This window comes from Bacteroidales bacterium, assembly GCA_013141385.1.
In the GTDB taxonomy this organism is placed as follows: domain Bacteria; phylum Bacteroidota; class Bacteroidia; order Bacteroidales; family Tenuifilaceae; genus UBA8529.
In genome coordinates, this window is sequence record JABFRB010000019.1 from 218,014 (window position 1) to 238,695 (window position 20,682).

At 35.3% G+C, this 20,682-nt stretch carries 15 protein-coding genes; 12 read left to right on the forward strand and 3 right to left on the reverse strand.

Going from position 1 to position 20,682, the window contains the following annotated elements:
• The first annotated feature begins 2 nt into the window (after positions 1-2).
• The 12 genes from HOO91_11835 to HOO91_11890 all read left to right on the forward strand — a co-directional run bounded on the left by HOO91_11835 (position 3) and on the right by HOO91_11890 (position 15,062).
• Positions 3-3,263 (forward strand): PAS domain S-box protein, encoded by a 3,261-nt coding sequence (locus HOO91_11835; GenBank protein ID NOU18235.1) that lies wholly within the window; start codon positions 3-5, stop codon positions 3,261-3,263.
• Positions 3,264-3,577: 314 nt separating this feature from the next.
• Positions 3,578-4,063, forward strand: a complete 486-nt coding sequence (locus HOO91_11840) for an RNA polymerase sigma factor (GenBank protein NOU18236.1) — start codon at positions 3,578-3,580, stop codon at positions 4,061-4,063.
• Between the two features lie 7 nt (positions 4,064-4,070).
• Positions 4,071-5,141, forward strand: a complete 1,071-nt coding sequence (locus tag HOO91_11845) for a hypothetical protein (protein NOU18237.1) — start codon at positions 4,071-4,073, stop codon at positions 5,139-5,141.
• A gap of 68 nt (positions 5,142-5,209) precedes the next feature.
• Entirely contained in the window at positions 5,210-6,154 is a 945-nt protein-coding gene (locus tag HOO91_11850) for an outer membrane beta-barrel protein (protein NOU18238.1), read from the forward strand.
• Positions 6,155-6,289: 135 nt separating this feature from the next.
• Entirely contained in the window at positions 6,290-8,263 is a 1,974-nt protein-coding gene (locus HOO91_11855; GenBank protein ID NOU18239.1) for a tetratricopeptide repeat protein, read from the forward strand.
• Positions 8,264-8,377: 114 nt separating this feature from the next.
• Positions 8,378-9,082: a dipeptidase PepE gene (gene pepE, locus HOO91_11860; protein ID NOU18240.1), complete on the forward strand. Its 705-nt coding sequence runs from the start codon at positions 8,378-8,380 to the stop codon at positions 9,080-9,082.
• 112 nt (positions 9,083-9,194) lie between these two features.
• The gene (locus HOO91_11865; GenBank protein ID NOU18241.1) at positions 9,195-9,878 is read left to right on the forward strand and encodes an ABC transporter ATP-binding protein; all 684 of its coding nucleotides are present in this window, start codon (positions 9,195-9,197) and stop codon (positions 9,876-9,878) included.
• 561 nt (positions 9,879-10,439) lie between these two features.
• A complete protein-coding gene (typA, locus tag HOO91_11870; GenBank protein NOU18242.1) occupies positions 10,440-12,239 on the forward strand; it encodes a translational GTPase TypA in 1,800 nt (599 codons plus the stop codon).
• 130 nt (positions 12,240-12,369) lie between these two features.
• Entirely contained in the window at positions 12,370-12,861 is a 492-nt protein-coding gene (locus HOO91_11875) for a DUF177 domain-containing protein (protein NOU18243.1), read from the forward strand.
• Positions 12,862-12,887: 26 nt separating this feature from the next.
• Positions 12,888-13,076 carry a 50S ribosomal protein L32 gene (gene rpmF, locus HOO91_11880; protein NOU18244.1) on the forward strand — a complete coding sequence of 63 codons (189 nt, stop codon included), beginning with the start codon at positions 12,888-12,890 and terminating at the stop codon, positions 13,074-13,076.
• Positions 13,077-13,113: 37 nt separating this feature from the next.
• On the forward strand, positions 13,114-14,055 hold the full coding sequence (gene plsX, locus HOO91_11885; protein NOU18245.1) for a phosphate acyltransferase PlsX: 942 nt from the start codon (positions 13,114-13,116) through the stop codon (positions 14,053-14,055).
• A complete protein-coding gene (locus HOO91_11890) occupies positions 14,055-15,062 on the forward strand; it encodes a ketoacyl-ACP synthase III (GenBank protein NOU18246.1) in 1,008 nt (335 codons plus the stop codon). The genes plsX and HOO91_11890 overlap by 1 nt, the downstream gene beginning before the upstream one ends.
• A 47-nt stretch (positions 15,063-15,109) precedes the next feature.
• Here HOO91_11890 and HOO91_11895 read toward each other — a convergent pair whose 3' ends face one another.
• From HOO91_11895 to HOO91_11905, 3 genes are read right to left on the reverse strand one after another with little or no spacing between them, the layout of a single operon-like run.
• Positions 15,110-16,180, reverse strand: coding sequence for a T9SS type A sorting domain-containing protein (locus HOO91_11895; GenBank protein NOU18247.1), 1,071 nt, complete (start codon positions 16,178-16,180; stop codon positions 15,110-15,112).
• Between the two features lie 3 nt (positions 16,181-16,183).
• Positions 16,184-20,038 carry a T9SS type A sorting domain-containing protein gene (locus HOO91_11900; GenBank protein ID NOU18248.1) on the reverse strand — a complete coding sequence of 1,285 codons (3,855 nt, stop codon included), beginning with the start codon at positions 20,036-20,038 and terminating at the stop codon, positions 16,184-16,186.
• A gap of 5 nt (positions 20,039-20,043) precedes the next feature.
• A complete protein-coding gene (locus HOO91_11905) occupies positions 20,044-20,601 on the reverse strand; it encodes a 5-formyltetrahydrofolate cyclo-ligase (GenBank protein NOU18249.1) in 558 nt (185 codons plus the stop codon).
• Positions 20,602-20,682 lie beyond the last annotated feature (81 nt).

Below are 20,682 nucleotides of genomic sequence, written 5' to 3' on the forward strand. Positions count from 1 at the left end.
TTTTGAGATCAAAGGCAATTATTAAAGAAAAGTATATCAGAAGAAGAATTATAATTACGCTTGTCTTAATTATAACTGGATTTTCTGTTTTATACAACTATCAATCAATTTCATTCAATCTGCGTCTTAAAAATCAAATCATCGATCTTAAGACGAATGAGTTAAGGTATGATTTAAACCAGTTTTACTTAAGTTCCTTCAATCACTATAGTAGTTTAGGTTCGTCTCAGGAAATTGTTAAATCCATTATTGATAAAGACTCAATTTCTTTTTTCCGCTCACTAGAATCCCTAATTAAACAAGAGGATTACAAATTATGCCACCGCATCTGCGCTTATTCTTCTGATGGAAGTCTGATTTTTGGTTCTAATCCCAAGCATGAAATAGGATTATTCTATAATTCTTACGAAAGCCCAACAAACATTGATTCTATATCTTCTCGATTTTTTATTAACTCTGAGGGGCTTAATCGGATAGTTTCCGTTCCTGTCAATAATGGTAGCGCTGGATTTATTGAAATGGGCATTGGAGATCAAGAAGATGTTAAAGCACTAGAAAACAAAAAGGGCTTTAAGGTCTTAACCGTTCTTAAACCCGAATTAGCAAATACGATTTTAAATAGGAATAATTCAACGGTTTACTATAATGGCTGGGCAATTATTTCTTTAAATAAAGAGAATATAATTCTTGACAACCAAAAACTTAACAAAGTTATAATAGGGAAAAGAGTTACGACTAGGTGTGATAATAAATACTATGCTCTGATTAATGCGGGGGATTTAATCTTGTCCAATAATAAAAACGCAGGATATATAATTATTGCCGTTGATGTTACAAATATTGAAGCTCCTTTTTACAACCTTTTAACCCGTTCAGTTTTACTTTCTTTACTAATTATTGCCCTCTCATATATATTAATTAGACTTTTTTTTAATCGATTAATTGCTCGTTTTTTTAACATAGAGGAAACTTTTGAACGCGAGGTTGCCGATCGTACAAAGGAGGTTTTAAATACCAATATTGAACTTCATCAAATATTTAATTCTACGGCAAATGGGTTGAGGATTATTAATACAAACTATGATATTATAAGAGTAAATGAGTCCTTTTGTAGGATATCCGGCACAACCAGAGAATCTATTGAAGGAGAAAAATGTTACGATATTTTTCCCGGAGTTTTCTGTCATACAACAAATTGTCCACTTGATCGTATCCGTGAAGGTGAAAAGACTGTTGAAACCGAGGAGGTTCGATTTAAAAAAGGGGGGAAAAAAATCAGATGCCAACACTCAGCCGTTCCTTTTTGGGGCAGTAATGGGGAATTACTTGGGATTATTGAAGATTTTAAGGATATAACAGAAAAATTTGAAGTAGAAAACACGCTTAGAAAGACAGAGGAACAATTCTCTGCTTTTATGGATAATATGCCTATTGGTGTTTTTATTAAAGATTATTCGGGAGTCCTTCTATATCAAAACAAGTATTTAACAAATGTATTTGGATTTGATAAGTTTATTGGTAAAAATATAAGTAAAGAACTCAATCCTGAATGGGGTAACAGAATTTCGTTGGAAGACGAAAAAGTTTTACAACATGGAAAAATTGAGTTCGAAGAAACATTAACGGATAAAGAGGGTCACGATAAGACTTTTGTTACTCATAAGTTTAGGTTTCATGGACTTGATAATAATTGGAAGATTGGTGGAGTTTCAATTGATATTACTAAGAAAAAAATAACCGAACATTTTCTGTATGTCCTATCAAAAGCCATTAAAAATTCGCCCGTAAGCATTGTTATAACCAATCCATTGGGGAATATAGAATTTATCAATCCCTCTTTCACCTTTCTAACGGGTCATTCCTTAACAGATTCTATACATAAAAACCTTCTTGAAATGAAGGTTGAATACAGTTCGGGAAAAAATCTGTTTACCGCTATTGAATGCGTAAAAAATGGTAATGTGTGGAAAGGAGAGATTCAACTGCAAAACAAAAAAGGAGAACATTTTTGGGTTCTCGCTTCATTTGCTCCCATATTTAACCGAAGAAGTGAAGTGTCCCACGGTATAGCAAGTATGGAAGATATCACTAGCAGAAAAGAGAATGAAAGAGAACTGCTTCTCTCCAAAATAAAAGCAGAAGAATCTGACAAACTAAAAACTGCGTTTCTCTCCAATTTATCACACGAAATAAGAACTCCATTAAATGCTATTATCGGCTTTTCTTCTTTGCTTACAGATTCGGATCTGTCAATAACTGAAAAGAAAAATCTTTCGGACGTTCTTTATAAAAACTCTAACGATCTTTTAAAGTTAATTGAAAACCTTATTGAAATTTCAGAGATTGAGACAGGTCAACTTGCAATTAAAAAAGGGGAATGTTGTGTTAATAAATTGATGACAGAGCTTCAAGAGACCTATTTAAATGAAGATAAAAAAGGAAAATACGTTAAACTTAACTTTAAGAAAGAAATACGTTCTGAGGATTTTACTATACTTACGGATCCCCTTCGACTTAAGCAGGTTTTAAATAACCTAATCTCCAATGCCACTAAATTCACTGAAAACGGTTTTATTGAATTTGGATATACCTTTAAAGATGAAAGAACGTTAATGTTCTATATTATTGATACCGGTATCGGAATTGAACCCGAAAAGCAAAAATACATTTTTAACCCTTTCCGGCAAGCGGATGATTCAAATACAAGAAGATTTGGAGGTATGGGTCTTGGGCTAGCCATATCAAAACATATGGTTGAGAAGTTAGGGGGGAAAATATGGTTGACAAGTATTCCTGAGTCAGGCTCTACTTTCTTTTTTACGATCCCATATATCCCTGTCCGTTTTAAATTTGAACCAGAACAAAAAGAGGAGAAAAAACAAACTTATAATTGGAAAAATAAAAAAATTCTGGTTGCTGATGATATCGATTCAAACTATGTATATCTAAAAGCGGCAATTAAACACACCTCGGCAGAAGTAATTTGGGCAAAAACAGGCATTGAGGCAGTTGAGCTCGTAAGGAATAATCCTGATATTAATATTGTATTAATGGATGTCGTAATGCCCGAAATGGATGGTTATGAGGCCACTAAACTTATTAAACTTCACAACAATCACCTACCTGTTGTTTGCCAAACCGCCTACCCAAACAATGACAATAATCAAATTGCAATTGACTGTGGTTTCGATAGTTTTATGGCAAAACCCATTAAAATAGATGGAATGCTTCAAATTATTGATAAATTTATCTCGCAGAACTAGTATTGAATTTATCATTTTACATTCCAAATAATTATATTTTCTTTTTACTCATCGCTATTTTTCTATTTAACGTGAGTTCGATGTAAGCATAAAATATTGATTTTCAGCACAGCAATAGATTGTTACTTTGTCATGCAGAACGAAGTGAAGCATCTATTTTCTAGGCAATTAGATCCTTCGCTCCGCTCAGGATGGCAGTTCACATCGAACTCACGTTATTTACAGGTGAATCTTTATAGAATAAAAAAGATTTCTTTTATCATTGTAACTTTCTTAAATCGGAATCGTCTTATTTTCGAAACCGCAGACTTTTAATGACAGTAGAGGAATATAATAAATGTGTTGACTTGTATGCCGATGGCATCTATCGCTTTGCCCTGAAAACTATAAAAGATCAGGAAAAGGCTAAAGATATCGTTCAGGATGCTTATGAAAAACTTTGGACAAAGCATTCCGACGTTTCTTACGAAAAGGTAAAATCTTACCTTTTTACAACAACATATCATACATCAATTGATGTAATCCGAAAAGAAAGAACAAGAACCGATTTTGAATTCATTCAATTATCCAATACATCTACTATTGATCAGTATAGTGATATTGGTGAAGTTTTAAATAAAGCCGCTGAGCGACTTCCAGATATTCAAAAATCGGTATTGCTTCTTCGGGATTACGAAGGCTATTCATACGAAGAGATTGGAGAAATTACAGGGCTCAACGAATCTCAAGTTAAGGTATATATTTTTAGAGCCCGGCTATTTTTGAAGAACTACCTTGTAAGCATCGAAAATATTATTTAGAAACACAATGAAAATAAATAGGTACAATTATGAAGTGTTTCTTATTGACTATCTCGATGGTACACTGAATCCATCGTTAGCGGGGGAACTCATTGTTTTCTTAGAACAAAACCCTGAACTAAAGAATCAATTCGATGGATTAGAGGATGTTGTTCTGACAGACGAGACTATTTCTTATCCAAATAAAGCAAATCTCAAAAAAAAATCGTTCTCAAGGAATGGTATTGAGAACGAATCCGAATATCTATACATCGCTTCCATAGAAGGAGAAATATCAGACAAGGAAAAAGTGCGTTTGGATGCAATGGTAAAAAAAGATCACACAAGAAATTTTGATTTATTGCTATACCAAAAAACTATCATTCAACCCTCTCATTCAATTGTATTTCCAAATAAAACTAGGTTAAAAAGAACCTCAATAATTCCTATCCGTTATTCAACACTAAAAAGATCAATAGGAATTGCGGCTTCTATTGGGCTATTATTAAGTATTTATACTATTGGAAAAATCCTAGTTAACACGAATTCTTCGCACAAACCCCAAAATAATAATATTATTGCTTCTATTAATCCGATATTAATCAATCCAAAAAAAGAATTACTATTAAATAACCAATTATCACTTGTAAAATCTCTTGATTCTGTTCTGACCAAAAAAACACCAAAAATCCATATCAAATCCAATAAACTAGTCACAAATATTGGTACACAAACAACTAGAAAAGAAGAGCCAATTCCCGCGAAACTATTGAGTATTAATTCTAAAAAAATTGTTGTAGAAGAAGCGACTCAAAATGAAGAGATTATGGGATTAGCCGCATCTTATCCCAGACACAATAGTTTTTCAGTGATTGATAAAAATGGCTACGCAGATAACGTAACGAATAAATCCGGCATAAGAGAAATTGGTATTTTTGAAATCCTACAATATGGTATTCAATCATTCGGGAAATTAATGGGAAAAGATGTTCATTTGAATGCAAAAAAAGATAAGAACGGGAGTATTGAGAAACTAAGCTTTGAATCAAGTTTAATTGCTTTCTCAACCCCAATGAGGAAAAAACAGGAAGGGTTGTAACTATTTTTACTCTTAATCCGTCCTACCAATAAAATAACAAAATCAAATTCCAATTAACATTTAATACTATGAAAAAGTTAATATCCAGTTTATTATGTTTAAGCTTCATATCGGCAGCTTATTCACAAGATCCAGAATTACAAATACAAAAACTAAAAGTATTGGAGAGCAAGGATTCAACATTATTATTACAAAAAACAGATACTCTAAAAGAACATCAGCCACCAAAAGTAAAATCTGATTCAGCAAAAATTCGTATTGGTCGAAGCACCATCACCATAATTGATGACGGCGATAATACAACTTTTAAAGTACCAAACCTTAAAAAATACGACGAAGATTGGGATACCGAGTATCACCACAAATCTAGTTTTCAAGGGCATTGGTCTGGATTGGAGTTTGGTGTAAATGGATTAATGGATAAAAATCAATCATTAACATTGAAAGGTGATTTGGCCGCATTGGATCTCAAGCAAGCACGTTCTTGGAATATTAACCTTAATTTTACACAGTATAGTATTGGCTTTGGAACCGATAAAATAGGGCTAGTCACTGGCATGGGGTTAGAATTTAGCAATTATCATTTTTCAAATCCCATTTCACTTAAAATGGAAAATGGGTTGACTATTGTCGATAGTTCTTACATCACAGGAAATTTTGATGTTCAAAAATCTAAACTATCAACAACGCATTTAACAATACCATTACTTTTAGAATTTCAAATCCCAACGGGTGAGCGAGGACATAGAATATACATTTCTGGGGGTGTAGTAGGTGGCTTAAGGATCGGTACGCACACAAAAGTAATTTATGAAAACGGAGGAAGAAAAAAAGATAAAAATCGTGATGATTTTAATCTTTCAACATTTAGATATGGTTTCACAGCAAGAATTGGGTATAGAGGTTTAAAACTATTTGCAAACTATTATCCTGTTGCGCTTTTCGAAAAAGATAAAGGTCCTGAAGTTTATCCCTTCTCTATTGGCTTGGTCTTATTCGATTTCAACGACTAACTCAACATTAAACTTATTCAAAGGCTGCTCGAACGGGCAGCTTTTTTATTTTATATAACATAATTCATAAATCAATTTTGGGGTTGAAAATCAATTAATTTTATACTTTTGAAAGATTTATAATGATCTCTCGCTATGCGTCATTTAATCATTTATATAACATTAGGGGCTTTCTCTTTTTCAAGTATAGCCCAAGATCGAACTATTGACAGCCTTATAAATAGTTTAAAAAATGAGAAAGTTGATTCTATTGTCTACAAAACCTGTTTAAATGTTGCGAAATTTTATACCGATAGTGCTTACGACAAATCACTGCTTTATTTAAATAAAGCATTAAGTCTCGCAGAGAGATCAAATGACAGGAATCGAGTTGCACATGTTTATCATCAAATTGGTAACGCCTATCAAAGAAAAGGAGAGTTTTCCCTTGCTCTCATCAACTTGAATAATGCGCTTGAAATTCACAATTTCCTTAATAACAAAAAAGGAGCGGGACAACTTTTGAATGACATCGGTTTAATTTATCGAGCCTGGGGAAAGTATGATAAAGCTCTCGAAAACTATATAAAAGCATTACTCCTTTTTGATGAAATAGGAGATATCACTTACGGGGCAATCGCGCTAAACAATATTGGCCAGATATATTATTTCCGAGAAGAATACGACAAATCCATTGAATATTTCAAAAAATATCTCGTAGTTAATAAAAAAAGTAACACCCAAAGAGCTATTGCTGGTGCCGCAAATAATATTGCAAGTGCATATTTAGAACTAAAAAAATACGATGACGCTCTTGATTATTATGTGCGTTCTATGAGAATATATGATTCTCTTGGTATTAAACTGGGTGTTGCAATTATTAAAGATAATATCGGTTCATTATTTCTAAGAAAACAACAGTATAATAACGCTCTTCTATACCACTTAGACGCTTTAAAGTTTTTTGAAGATTTAGGGAGTCCTCCTCGTATCTGTTCATCTCTTCAGAGCATCGGGCTTGTATACTCTAAACTAAATAATACTGAATTAGCCATTAAATATTTAAATCGTAGCCTGAGTATCGCAATTAAACTAAAACAAAAAGAAACTCAAAAGGCTGTTTACGAGGCTCTTTCTGACGTTTATCTGCAAACAAGAAACCACGAAAAGGCTTTATTAAATTATAAACTTTATGTTCAGATTAAGGATTCGCTTCTAAACGCAGAAACTTTTGGAAAAATTGAAACGATTCAGGCTGAGTATGATGCGCAGAAAAAAGAAAAAGAACTAGCAGAAATAAATCATCAATTATACAATCAGCGCATAATTATAATTATATCAACAGGTTTATTTATTCTTTTCGTTTTCCTAATTCTGCTATTTGTCAGAGAAAACACACAGAAGAAAAAAACCATCATAAAATCATCTGCTCAAACCCTAGATTTATACAGCTTGCTTGATAAAACCGGCAATTACCTTTATGCTCTCCAAAACAAACAAAAACATTTATCATCTATACTCGAAAAAAATTGGAATGTACATCTAAATGATGAATCACTGCACCAATACTTTTCATTCCAAAAAGATTCTTTTCTTTGTATCGCATTTATCTCTTTTGAAAATCTTAAGGGTACTTCTAATCTTCTATACTTATCCATAATCGATTTTTATAATTCATTACCTCATATATATCCAGATATGGATCTTAAAATGCTGTATCATAACTTTATTTTAAAAGAGTCCTATTGGGATAACGTTTTTGAAAAAACAGACAGTTTTAATGTGGATTTTTGGATTTACAACCAAGATTCCCAACAAACACAATACTTTGGATCTAACAATGCGTACTTTCTAAATAATGAAAACTTACTTACAAATTTGAAAAATAATAATAAAAAGGAGTTGAAGACCAATAAAGGAGATCGATTCTATTTTTTTACTTCAAATTTTCATTCTCCATCTGATGAATCAGACCTAGATCTAATTTGTGAAACTCTTAGCAAAACAATTGTCAAAACATCAAAAATTTCTTTCGAAGAACAAAAAGAAATTTTTTGCAACACACTTGAATTAATAAAAGCAGGGGATGAGTATCAACATGACATTTCAATCTTTGCATTTATAATCTAATTTGTACTGTAATATTTTCAATCTAAACGTAATAACAACATTTCTTTCATTATTTTTGAAATTTTATTGCCTTCATTAAATTTGACGAATCGAACAACCCATAACACACAAATGATGAAATTACTTTTAATTAGCAACTCCACTAATGCCGGAGAGGCATACCTCCAGCATCCTAAAGAGCAAATTAACACATTTCTAAAAGATGTCAAGAAGGTTTTATTCATACCCTATGCGGCTGTAACGTTCACTTTTGATGAGTATGAAAAAAAAGTTCAAAGCAAATTCAGCGAAATGGGTATAGAGGTGGAATCTATTCATCACTCGAAATTCCCCAAAAGATCTGTTCAAGAAGCCGAGGCAATTGTAGTTGGTGGAGGTAACACATTTAGACTACTTAAAATGATTCATCAATTTGATCTTATTGAGGCTGTTAGATATAAAGTTCTAAGTGGAACTCCTTATGTTGGATGGAGTGCGGGAGCTAATGTTGCTTGTCCAACAATTTGCACAACAAATGACATGCCCATAACCGAACCCGATAATTTTGGTGCTTTTAACTTAGTTAGATTTCAAATAAATCCTCATTACATCGATTCGCATCCAGACGGACATGCTGGAGAAACCCGCGAACAAAGAATTTTAGAGTTTCTAGAAATGGATCCTTATGTTTACGTTGTGGGACTTCGAGAGGGTACTATGATTCTTTTAGATAATGTAAAATTATCACTTATTGGCCAAAAACCTGCTAGAGTATTCAAAAAAGGATTACCTGCAAAAGAGGTTAACCCTGGTGAAGATTTAGATTTTCTTTTTGAATAAAAAATTTACTTCTTAACTTTAGGATATTAAAAACTTATTCTTTATTAAAAATTTCTTAATTTGCTTACTTGAAAATTAAAATACTCTTTTTTAAACCTTATAACTAATAACCATGATTAAAACCGTTGATCTTTTCAAAGTATTTCGTACAGACGAAGTAGAAACTACCGCCTTAAATAAAGTTTCTTTCGAAGTAAAAAGCGGTGAATTTGTTGCAATTATGGGTCCTTCTGGTTGCGGAAAATCAACTTTACTCAATATACTCGGCTTACTCGACAACCCATCGGACGGCCAATACTTTTTTATGGACCACGAAGTATCAAAATTCAAAGAGAAACAAAGAACGAACCTTCGTAAATCCAATATAGGATTTGTATTCCAGAGTTTTAACCTTATTGATGAACTAACAGTTTTTGAAAACGTAGAACTTCCCCTACTATATCAAAATGTCCCCTCCTCTGAACGAAAGAAAAAAGTAGAGATCGTTCTTGAGAGGATGAAAATATCCCACAGACGGAATCACTTTCCACAGCAGCTATCTGGAGGTCAACAGCAACGCGTTGCTATTGCAAGATCCGTTGTTAGTAACCCGAAACTAATTCTCGCAGATGAACCAACAGGAAACCTCGATTCTGCTAATGGCGAAGAAGTAATGGGTCTGCTTACAGAACTTAACAACGAGGGAACAACCATTATAATGGTAACACACTCCCCAACAGATGCGGAAAAAGCACATCGTATTGTTCAACTATTTGACGGACACATTGTAACAGAAAACATTAAAAAGATTTTATAAATATCTTTTTGTTTATTATTCTATATCACCCTTGTTGAATGTAATATTGATTTAATGTTTTAAGAGATCTTAAGTTTAATTTTTCTTATTGCTTTTATTAGTAACAACTTAAATTAAAAACCTTACACGAATTCTCATGAAAACATTTAAAAAATTAAGTGCCGAAGACCTAAAAAATCTTTTAGGGGGAATGAATAAAGCACAGCTTATTGATGCTATTGCAGCAGAAACTAACTTAACCTCTCCTCCGCCCCCTCCACCCGCAAAGTAGTAATTATTTCTAATTGGATCTAAAAAAAGAACACATGGTAAACCATGTGTTCTTTTTATATTTATTGTTATATAAACTCCTTTCCACAATAATAACAATCTACTCTCTTCGTATAAAATTTATAATTGCTAGTTTCCAAAAAGTTCTTTAGAATAATAAAACTACTACCATTCTTATCTTTTATTAACCAAATGCTTAACTCGTTCTGTTGTTAATACTCAATAATTTTAAATAAAAGTACAATTATCCGTTTTTAGGCTTACCTTTGCAGCCCAAATTTATATACTGAAATGCAAGGGATTAGAAATATTGCAATCATTGCGCACGTCGATCACGGGAAGACAACGCTGGTGGATAAGATGATTGTCATGGGTAAACTTTTTAAGGACCATGAAAAACCAGGTGAGCTTATTCTCGACAGCAATGATCTTGAAAGAGAGAGGGGAATTACAATTCTTGCCAAAAACGTATCGGTTAACTATAAGGGAGTAAAAATTAACATTATCGACACACCCGGACACTCCGATTTCGGGGGAGAAGTTGAACGTGTTCTTAATATGGCCGATGGTGTGCTTCTACTTGTTGATGCTTTTGAGGGCACCATGCCCCAAACACGATTTGTTCTCCAAAAGGCACTTGCGCTTGGGCTCAAACCAATTGTTGTTATCAATAAGGTTGATAAACCCAACTGCCGACCCGAAGAGGTTCAGGAGCAGGTTTTCGATTTGATGTTTAACCTCGAAGCAAATGAAGATCAACTCAATTTTCCAACAATTTTTGGAAGCGCCAAACAGGGTTGGATGTCGGATGACTGGAAAAATCCAGCAACAGATACAACCGCACTTTTTGAATGCATTATAAAGCACATTCCACCGGCTAAATCACTAAAGGGAACACCTCAACTTTTAATTACATCGCTAGACTACTCTTCTTACGTAGGACGTATTGCCATTGGAAAGTTGCATCGAGGCAATCTGAAGCCCGGTCAAATGGTCTCCTTAGCAAAACGCGATGGGCGAATTATTAAGACCAAAATAAAGGATCTACTTGTATTCGAAGGATTAGTAAAGAAAAAAGTTGAAGAGGTTGAATCTGGCGATATTTGCGCATTAGTTGGTATTGAAGATTTTGACATTGGAGATACCGTTACCGATATCGACAACCCAGAAGCATTACCAACCATTGATGTTGATGAGCCTACAATGAGTATGCTCTTTACCATCAACAATTCACCTTTCTTTGGCAAAGATGGTAAGTTTGTAACATCTCGACATCTTAAAGAAAGATTAGACAAAGAACTCGAAAAAAATCTTGCCCTTAAAGTTGAACCTACCGATTCTGCCGATGCGTTTACGGTATTTGGAAGAGGCGTTCTTCACCTTTCGGTTCTAATTGAAACAATGAGGCGAGAAGGGTATGAACTCCAAGTTGGACAGCCTAAGGTTATTATAAAGTTAGTTGGTGGCGAGAAATGTGAACCTATTGAGTACCTTGCAATCGATTTACCCGAAGAGGTTTCAGGGAAAGCAATTGAACAGGTCACACGACGTAGAGGAAATCTACTCACAATGGAACGTAGGGGTGATAGAATTCATCTCGATTTCGAAATCCCATCACGTGGTATTATTGGTTTACGAAATCTTCTTTTGACAGCCACCGCAGGTGAAGCCGTTATTGCTCACCGTGTAAAGGGTTTTGAGCCTTACCGGGGTGAAATAGAAGTTCGACAAAATGGTTCGCTGGTTGCAATGGAGGGCGGAACAACATATGCTTATGCTATTTATAAACTTCAGGATAGAGGCAAATTCTTTATCGATCAGCACGAGGAGGTTTATACGGGTCAGGTTGTTGGAGAGAACACACGTCCAGGCGATATGGTTATAAACGTAACCAAATCGAAGAAATTAACCAATATGCGCGCTTCAGGATCGGATGAAAAGACAGTTCTAACACCACCTATAAAGTTTAGTCTTGAGGAGGCTTTAGAATACATCCAGGAAGATGAGTATGTGGAAATAACACCTAAGTCGATGAGACTTCGTAAAATTTATCTCGACGAAAACGAAAGAAAGAGACGGTCGAAGGGATAAATTTATAGAACTTCTGCTAGAATTGCATTTTTTTTGGTTTGATATTATTTTTTTTACCTTTGCACGATATTTTTTGAGTACTGTGACTAGCTATTTAAACACATATTCAATTCATTTTAAAGGCCTTGGGGTGGGTAAACATTCGTTTAACTTCGAGGTTGATAAAAGGTTTTTTGACGAGTTTCAAGAGGGTGATATTAGACTGGGCAAATTACTGGTTGACGTAAATCTTACCAAACAAAGCCAAATGCTTGACCTTAATATTTGTATTAATGGTTATGCTGAGGTTGTTTGTGATAGATGTCTTGAGTCTTTTAATCTTCCTATTTCATATAAAGGTGTTTTATTTGTGAAATTCGGAGGTGAAAAGCTAGAGGACAACGATGAAATCATTATTTTAACTAACGATGATAATGAAATTAACCTTGCCCAATATATCTATGAAAGTATTAGCCTAAGCTTACCCATACAACGTTATCACGGGATGAATGGTTTAAAGGAAAAATGTAATAAGGAAATGATTGACAAATTAAAAAGCCATTTATCCAACAAATTAAAGAAAGAGGAAACAGTAGATGTTGATCCTCGATGGAATAAACTTAAAGATATTAAATTAAACTAAATTTTACACAATTAACAACTTTAACAATGGCACATCCAAAATCCAAAATTTCCAAGCAAAGAAGGAATAAAAGGAGAACTCACGACAAAGCCGAATTACCAACACTGGGAACATGTTCTAACTGCAATTCTGCTATTCAGTACCATAGAGTTTGTCCAGAATGTGGTTTTTATCGTGGTAAATTAGCAATCGAAAAGGCTGTTGCAAAAGCTTAACCGATTAACCCCTTTTTTTAATTAAAGGAATCTATTTATGAGAATTGGTGTAGATGCAATGGGTGGTGATTTTGCTCCTGACGCAGTTGTATCAGGGGCAATTCTTGCTCAAAAAAAACTATCTTCCGATCAGAGGATTGTACTTTTGGGCGATGAAACCCAAATTATCTCATTAATAAAAAAGGGTAATGCTAATCCTGATGACTTTGATGTTATTCATTGCACCGAAGTTATCGAAATGAGCGATAATCCAGCTAAGGCGTTTAAAAACAAACCTGATTCTAGCATAGGTAATGGTTTTAAGGCATTGGCCACCAAACAAATTGACGGTTTTGCCAGCGCAGGGAATACTGGAGCGATGTTGGTTGGCGCAATGTATACTATTAAGCAAGTTTCTGGTATAATTCGTCCGGCTATTGCGAGTTTCATCCCAGTAAGTGAAAGCAAGTTTAATCTTTTACTTGATGTAGGGCTAAACCCCGACTGCAAACCTGAGGTTTTATATCAGTATGGTATTCTTGGATCGCTTTACGCAAAATTTATCCTTGGAAATCAAAATCCTCGTGTAGCTCTTTTAAACATAGGAGAAGAGGACGAGAAGGGTAATCTTCTGGTCAAAAGCACTTTTGACTTGATGAAAAACAACAAGGATTTTAGCTTTGTTGGAAATGTGGAGGGGAACGATCTTTTTAAGGACGATAAAGCTGATGTAGTTGTTTGTGACGGTTTTGTGGGTAATGTCGTTCTAAAAGAGGCCGAAGCATTTTATCGAATTATCAAAAAAAGAAAAATAGAGGATCCTTACCTCGAAATGTTCAATGCAGAAAATTATGGTGGAACACCTATTCTTGGTGTTAATGAACCTGTAATTATTGCGCATGGCTCATCTAATCCCAAAGCCATAATGAACATGATACTTCAAACCAAAGAGGTGATTAGTTCGAATCTTTGTCTAAAAATCAAGGAGGCTTTTAGTTAATGGGAAAAATTACTGCTGCAATTACCGGTATTGCTGGTTATGCCCCAGATTATATTCTTACGAACGAGGAGTTAAGCAAAATGGTCGACACCACAGATGAGTGGATAATGACCAGAATAGGTATCAAGGAAAGAAGAATTCTTAAAGGCGAAGGTAAAGGAACATCTGATATTGCAACACCAGCCGTACTGGAATTACTTCGCAAAACAAATACTCACCCTGATGAGGTTGATATGCTTATCTGTGGTGTTGTTACCCCCGATATGCTATTCCCTGCAACGGCTAATATTATCAGCGATAAAGTTGGAATCAAAAACGCATTTGGTTATGATCTAAATGCCGGTTGTTCCAGTTTTATTTATGCTTTGGTAACCGCATCTAAATTTATTGAATCAGGAACACACAAAAAGGTTATTGTTGTTGGTGCTGATAAAATGTCCTCCATAACTGATTATACTGATCGTGCAACTTGTCCGATTTTTGGAGATGGTGCAGGAGCGGTTCTTTTAGAACCTTGTACCGACGGATTTGGTGTAATTGATTCTCTCATGAAAGTTGACGGTTCTGGACGCAAGCATTTGCATCAAGTAGCCGGTGGTTCAATGTATCCCGCATCAATTGAAACTGTCAATAAACGTCAACATTATATCTATCAGGAAGGTCAGGCTGTATTTAAGGCGGCTGTTTCCAATATGGCAGATACTGCTGTTGAGATGATGAATAGGAATAACCTAACCCCCGAAAACCTTGCTTGGTTAGTACCACATCAAGCGAATATGAGAATCATTGAGGCAACGGGCAATAGAATGGGCTTGAGCAAGGATAAAGTTATGATCAATATCCAAAAATATGGCAATACGACAAGTGCAACTATTCCATTGTGTCTATGGGAATGGGAATCACAACTTCGTAGGGGTGATAACATCATTCTTGCAACTTTTGGTGCTGGTTTTACTTGGGGTGCTGTATATTTAAAATGGGCCTACGATGGCGATAAGGTAAAATAAGATATAGTAAAAAACCGAGTTTTTACTCGGTTTTTTTATTTTAACTTCTAGTAGACCACAATTTTGGTAGTATTTTTAAAGGCCTTCCCGCTTGCAATTACAAAATATACTCCTGGGTTTAACTTACTAATATCAACTATTTTTTTCCCGCCATTATAGGTTGTTTGAATAATTGTATTTCCAGTAACACTAACAATCGTAAGGATATCTACCTTTACATTTAAGGCCTCAACACATATTTCCCCTTTTGAAGGATTTGGATAAATACTAACTAGTGGTAATGAATTTATTTTATCTACAGCGGTATTTGTTCCCCAAATAGCCTGAGCATATTCTGGTTGATCAATAAATGGATTTCGATTGCCTTGTATTGAATAAACAGCATTATTCCTATCAATCTCTTTTTGACTAACAGGATCTTGTTGGCACCAACTCAAAAGGAGGGTGACATACCATGCTTTATAAGCAGGAAAGGAATTACCCGCTAATATCGCCTGAGTTTCAGTTGTATATGAAGCCCATCCGGCGATCCTGTCTTCATAACATGTAGCCATATAAAGGTAAGAGCGTGCAAAATCCCCTTTATACTCATTTATTGGCTCAAAAACAGTACCTGAAAAACCAGTTGTAGGATCGGAAGAACCGAGTTTACAACCATTAGATGATGTATAACTTGGGGTTAAAACCACGCCATAAACATAATTGCTCCTCGTATTATTCACTTTTTTATCGGTGGGGTATAGATGGAATAGGTCTGTGTACATTGGAGACGCTTGATCTCCATTAAACCAGTTGTTGGGGAATGAGTGTTCTCTATTGTACTTTTCACATTCACTTGTTCCGCCTGAACCATTATCCTGATTTGTAACAAAAATTAAACGGCATGATGAGTACATATCCCAAACCTTCCCATCATCCCGTTTATCTGTTGTTTGAAAATCAGTCCAAAGATTTGAATAGGTTCGAACAGTATGAGTTTTAATAATATTAAACAGTGCCGTTTTTAAAGTTGCACCCGTTTTCCCTTCGGCTGCTGAATAATACCCGTTAGGGATTTGAGAAAAAGTAGTTATCGAGAAAATCAGAAATAACGCTATTGAAATCGTTTTTTTAATCATCTTTTATTTATTAACAATTATTTTTGTTGTGTTTCTAAAGTTATTTCCAGAAACTGAGACAAAATAAATACCTGAATTTAATCTGCTAATATCTACAAACTGCTTCTTTCCAATAACTGGTAGATCAACAACCTTTTCTCCAATAATATTGGATATCACAAGATGGTCAATAATATCACTAGACTCTACCATAATACTATTTTTAGCAGGATTCGGGTAAATCTTAATTAACGAACCATTAATATCGTTAATATCTGTTGATGGTGATATTGTTATGCTATCTTCAGAACTTGTACTAATATCTCCGGAATTATCTTTTGCACTTACCATAAAGTAAATAGTTCCGGCCTGTATTTGTGATGGAATTATTCCTTCATATTTTCCACCGTTTAAAGTCATATTGGCTTTAATAATTAGATTGCCAGTAACTCCCCAATTAATATAAGCCTCCTGAATTGTCCCATCTGAATCGGTAATGGTAGCAGATACCATTATCTCTTGACCCGTGAGTGGGCTTTGAGGGTTGAACGTAATATCAGAAATAATTGGTAATACGTTGGGTGCTATTACTGTAAAACTACTTTGGTTTGTAGTCTTAGTTTCCCCTGAGTTATCCTTTGCATTTATAGTGTAATAAATCGTTCCTGCTACAGACTGGGCGGGGATTGTCCCCTTGTAACTTCCTCCATTTAAAGTCATAACGACCTTGTTTGCTAAATCGCCAGAATTCATTCCCCACATTAAGTAGGCCTCCTGAATCGCACCATCGGAATCGGTGATATTGGTTGATACCAATACGGCTTGCCCTGTGAGTGGGTTTTGGGGGTTGAGAGTAATATCAGAGATGGTCGGTAGAATATTCGGTGCAGTTACTGTAAAACTGCTTTGGCTTGTGGTCTTTGTTTCACCAGAATTATCCTTCGCATTTATGGTGTAGTAGATAGTTACAACAATAGATTGAGAGGGAATTATCCCCTCATAAATTCCTCCATTTAACACCATATCAACCTTATTATTAAGATTGCCTGAAACTGTTCCCCACATTAGGAAGGCTTCTTGAATCGTACCATCTGAATCGGTGATAGTAGAGAATACCGTTATGGGTTGACCCATTAACGGATTCTGTGGATTAATCATTGTATTTGTAATTGTTGGCAATACATTGGGGGTAGAAATAGTAAAACTCTGCTGTGCAGAAGAACCAGTAAGATTAAGGTTATCCTTTCCACTAACCATAAAGAATATTGTTCTTGCCTGTGCCTGAGCCGGAATAACACCCTCATATTTTCCATTGTTCAAGGTCATGTTTACTTTAGTGGTTAAATTGCCCGAAGTTGTTCCCCAGTTCAAGTAAGCTTCTTGAATCGATCCATCGGAATCACTTATTGTCGCCGAAAATGTTATGATACCTCCAATTAATGGGTTTTGTGGTGTCCATGAAATATTGGTTATTGAAGGAGTTTGGTTTTGAGTAATCACGAAGCTATAAAGCGATGATGTTTCTGCACCAGAATCGTCCCTTGCATTAATGCTTAAGTAGATTGTTCCTGCCTGTATTTGAGCTGGAATATTAGTCTCATATTTACCACCCACCAATACCATGGTTAACTGATTTGTCAATGCAGATGGTGATGTTCCCCACTTTAGCCAAGTATCTTCAATTGTTCCGTCGATGTCGGTAATGGTTGCCGAAATTTTAATTGTTTCACCCGTGAAAGGGCTTATAGGCGCATTTGATATATCGGCTATTGAGGGCTTTACGTTCTGAATAATAGCATAGCTATAGTCTAATGTAGAAACAGCATCTAAATCATCCTTGGCATTTACTCTTATGTAAACCGTTCCTGCCGATTGCTTTGGAATAGTTGCTTTGTAAACATTACCATCAAGGGTCATCGTTAATGTGTGGTCAAGCGTTGAAGCAGAAAGACCCCAATCAAGGGTTGCTTCCTTAACTGTTCCATTATCGGTAATGGTTGCCGAAACAACCACATCATCATTGGTTGTTGGGTTTATTGGTGAAACCGAGATATTAGAAATGTTTGGAGGAGCAATTGTATAGGTTGTCCAAGTAACGTCGTCAATTACAGGACGAGCATTGCCATTATTTACAATTTTAATTACAAAATTACCTACAACATTAATGTTTGTGAAAGATGCAATCTGCTCAGTAGTTGAGTATGCAAAGGGAGAGCCAATCTGAACGCCATTTATTAAGAGCGTAAGAGTTCCACCCGTCCCAGTAAAAACCTGTAAATTTTTAAAATTGATTGATCCGCAACCACCAGAAAGTGTTCCCGATTCAATATACGTGTCGGCAACATTTTTAAGGCAAATTGCCTTATTACTAGCTACAATTGCTTGATCTGTTCTTGCTGATGTTGCACTCCATGTTGAACCATCATCGCCTGTCCAAGTAAAATTTGTATACGATGACGAGGCGGCACCGATATTGGTAAAAGTTTCCTTATTTGATGTTCCTGCAACACTAACTGTTATTGCAAAAGGCTGTGTTACTGTAGTAAAACCGTCATTTGCTGAAATTGTAACAGAATTTGATCCAGCATCGTCTGCCATGGGAGTTCCGCTGAGAGTAGCGGTACCATTTCCTGTTGAAGTTAGGGTTAACCAAGAAGGTTTTGTGGTTGCAGATATTGATATTGTTGCCCCTGGATTTGCAACATCTGATGTTGTAATCGAATAGCTATAGGCACTTCCTGTTGTAGCCATTGTAACCGGTGTTGATGTAATTTTAAGTCCTTCTAAAGCTGCAACATTAATCGAAAATGATTGAGTTTTTGTAGAAGACCCATCGGTTACTGAAAGGGTTACATCAAATGAACCTGAAGTAGCAGGTGTTCCACTCAACGTTGCAGTAGTATTTCCTGTTGATGAAAGTGTTAACCAACCGGGTTTGGTTGGGGCGGTTATTGTAAGCGTTGATCCAACAGGACCAGCAACCGATACCGAATAATTGTAAACCATACCAACGGTAGCAGATGTAACCGCAGAACTTGTAAAATTCAATGCAATTGTTCCACTTCCCCAAACAGCCTCAGCATACTCAGGATGATCAATATATGGATTGCGATTGTGCTGTAGTGCATAAATAGCATTATTCCTATCTATTTCTTTTTGGCTAACAGGATCTTGTTGACTCCACTGAAGCATCAACGTTTTAAACCAACTCTTAAAAGCAGGGAAAGATGTTCCGTCCAATAGCTCACCAGCACTTCCATTCGAAGCCCAACTAGCAACCTGAGTTTCGTATCGAGTTACAACGTAGAAATACATTCTGGCAAAATCGCCCTTAAATTCATCAATTGGTTCAAATACTATTCCCGAATAACCTGTTGAAGGATCGGAATTTCCTAATTTACTTCCGTTCGATGATGTCCATGATACAGTACCCACCTTCCCGTGCGGGTAACTACTTCTACGATTATTCACATAACCGTCGGTTGGTAAAATATGATGCGCATCCGACCTCTGCGGAGATGCCTTTCCTAACCAACTATCGCAAAAGGTATGCTCACGATTATAGCAATCTCCTTCTGTACTATATGACCCACAACGATCACCAGATATATGAGAATAAAAATAGTTTGCAGTACCATCTGCCTTGATGGAATACATATCCCAAACTTTTCCCGAGGGAAGGTTGTCGGATGTTGTATACACATTGTATAGTCCATCATAACCTAAATCGGTATGACCCTTAATAATGTTATACAGGGCTGTCTTTAGTGTTGCACCTGTTTTACCATCTGCGGCTGTGTAGTACCCGTTGGGGATTTGCGAGAAAGTAGCAATAGAAAATACAACAAATAATGCTATCGATAAAAATCGTTTAATCATATAGTTTAATTTTTTGTTGAAATAACAATGTTAACGGCAACATCTAAAGAAGATACAGGAACACTCTCTAATATCTGAAAATCAAAACCAACTGCGATAAGATAGGCATTGGTTTGCTTTAAAAATCTATCGTAAAAACCTTTTCCCCTGCCAAGTCTATTTCCTTTAATATCAAAAGCAACTCCAGGAATTATAGCACAATCAATATCAGCAGGATTTACAAGATCGCCTGATAGCGGTTCTTGAATACCAAATGAATTATTAGTAAATAATTCATTTAGCCCATTAAAAGTCCTTAATTCTAAAGTATCTCCAACAACGATGGGTAACACCATTTTTTTTTCACCAGTCCATTTCATTACAAAAACATGCGTGCTGACCTCATCGGGTAGAGACCAATAAACAAGAACCGTTTTTGCTTTTTTGAACTGAGGTAAAGATTCGACTTTTCCAAAGATTCTTTGCGAATCTTCATATATTTTCTCCTTGGAGATATTCTTCTTTAACTCTTTTACTATTTTCCGAAGGTTTTGCTTTTGTTTTATAATATCTTCCTGATTCATAACAAAGTAAAAAAGATGAACACCTAAATGTAATATTGATGATTAACAAAACCGAGGCCAAAGTGGTAAATAGAAAAATCA

Bases quoted from the DNA above. Each gene is read 5' to 3' on its own strand.
- HOO91_11840 (NOU18236.1), top strand. From the start codon at position 3,578: ATGACAGTAGAGGAATATAATAAATGTGTTGACTTGTATGCCGATGGC.
- HOO91_11845 (NOU18237.1), top strand. From the start codon at position 4,071: ATGAAAATAAATAGGTACAATTATGAAGTGTTTCTTATTGACTATCTC.
- HOO91_11850 (NOU18238.1), top strand. From the start codon at position 5,210: ATGAAAAAGTTAATATCCAGTTTATTATGTTTAAGCTTCATATCGGCA.
- HOO91_11855 (NOU18239.1), top strand. From the start codon at position 6,290: ATGCGTCATTTAATCATTTATATAACATTAGGGGCTTTCTCTTTTTCA.
- pepE (NOU18240.1), top strand. From the start codon at position 8,378: ATGAAATTACTTTTAATTAGCAACTCCACTAATGCCGGAGAGGCATAC.
- HOO91_11865 (NOU18241.1), top strand. From the start codon at position 9,195: ATGATTAAAACCGTTGATCTTTTCAAAGTATTTCGTACAGACGAAGTA.
- typA (NOU18242.1), top strand. From the start codon at position 10,440: ATGCAAGGGATTAGAAATATTGCAATCATTGCGCACGTCGATCACGGG.
- rpmF (NOU18244.1), top strand. From the start codon at position 12,888: ATGGCACATCCAAAATCCAAAATTTCCAAGCAAAGAAGGAATAAAAGG.
- plsX (NOU18245.1), top strand. From the start codon at position 13,114: ATGAGAATTGGTGTAGATGCAATGGGTGGTGATTTTGCTCCTGACGCA.
- HOO91_11890 (NOU18246.1), top strand. From the start codon at position 14,055: ATGGGAAAAATTACTGCTGCAATTACCGGTATTGCTGGTTATGCCCCA.
- HOO91_11895 (NOU18247.1), bottom strand. From the start codon at position 16,180: ATGATTAAAAAAACGATTTCAATAGCGTTATTTCTGATTTTCTCGATA.
- HOO91_11900 (NOU18248.1), bottom strand. From the start codon at position 20,038: ATGATTAAACGATTTTTATCGATAGCATTATTTGTTGTATTTTCTATT.
- HOO91_11905 (NOU18249.1), bottom strand. From the start codon at position 20,601: ATGAATCAGGAAGATATTATAAAACAAAAGCAAAACCTTCGGAAAATA.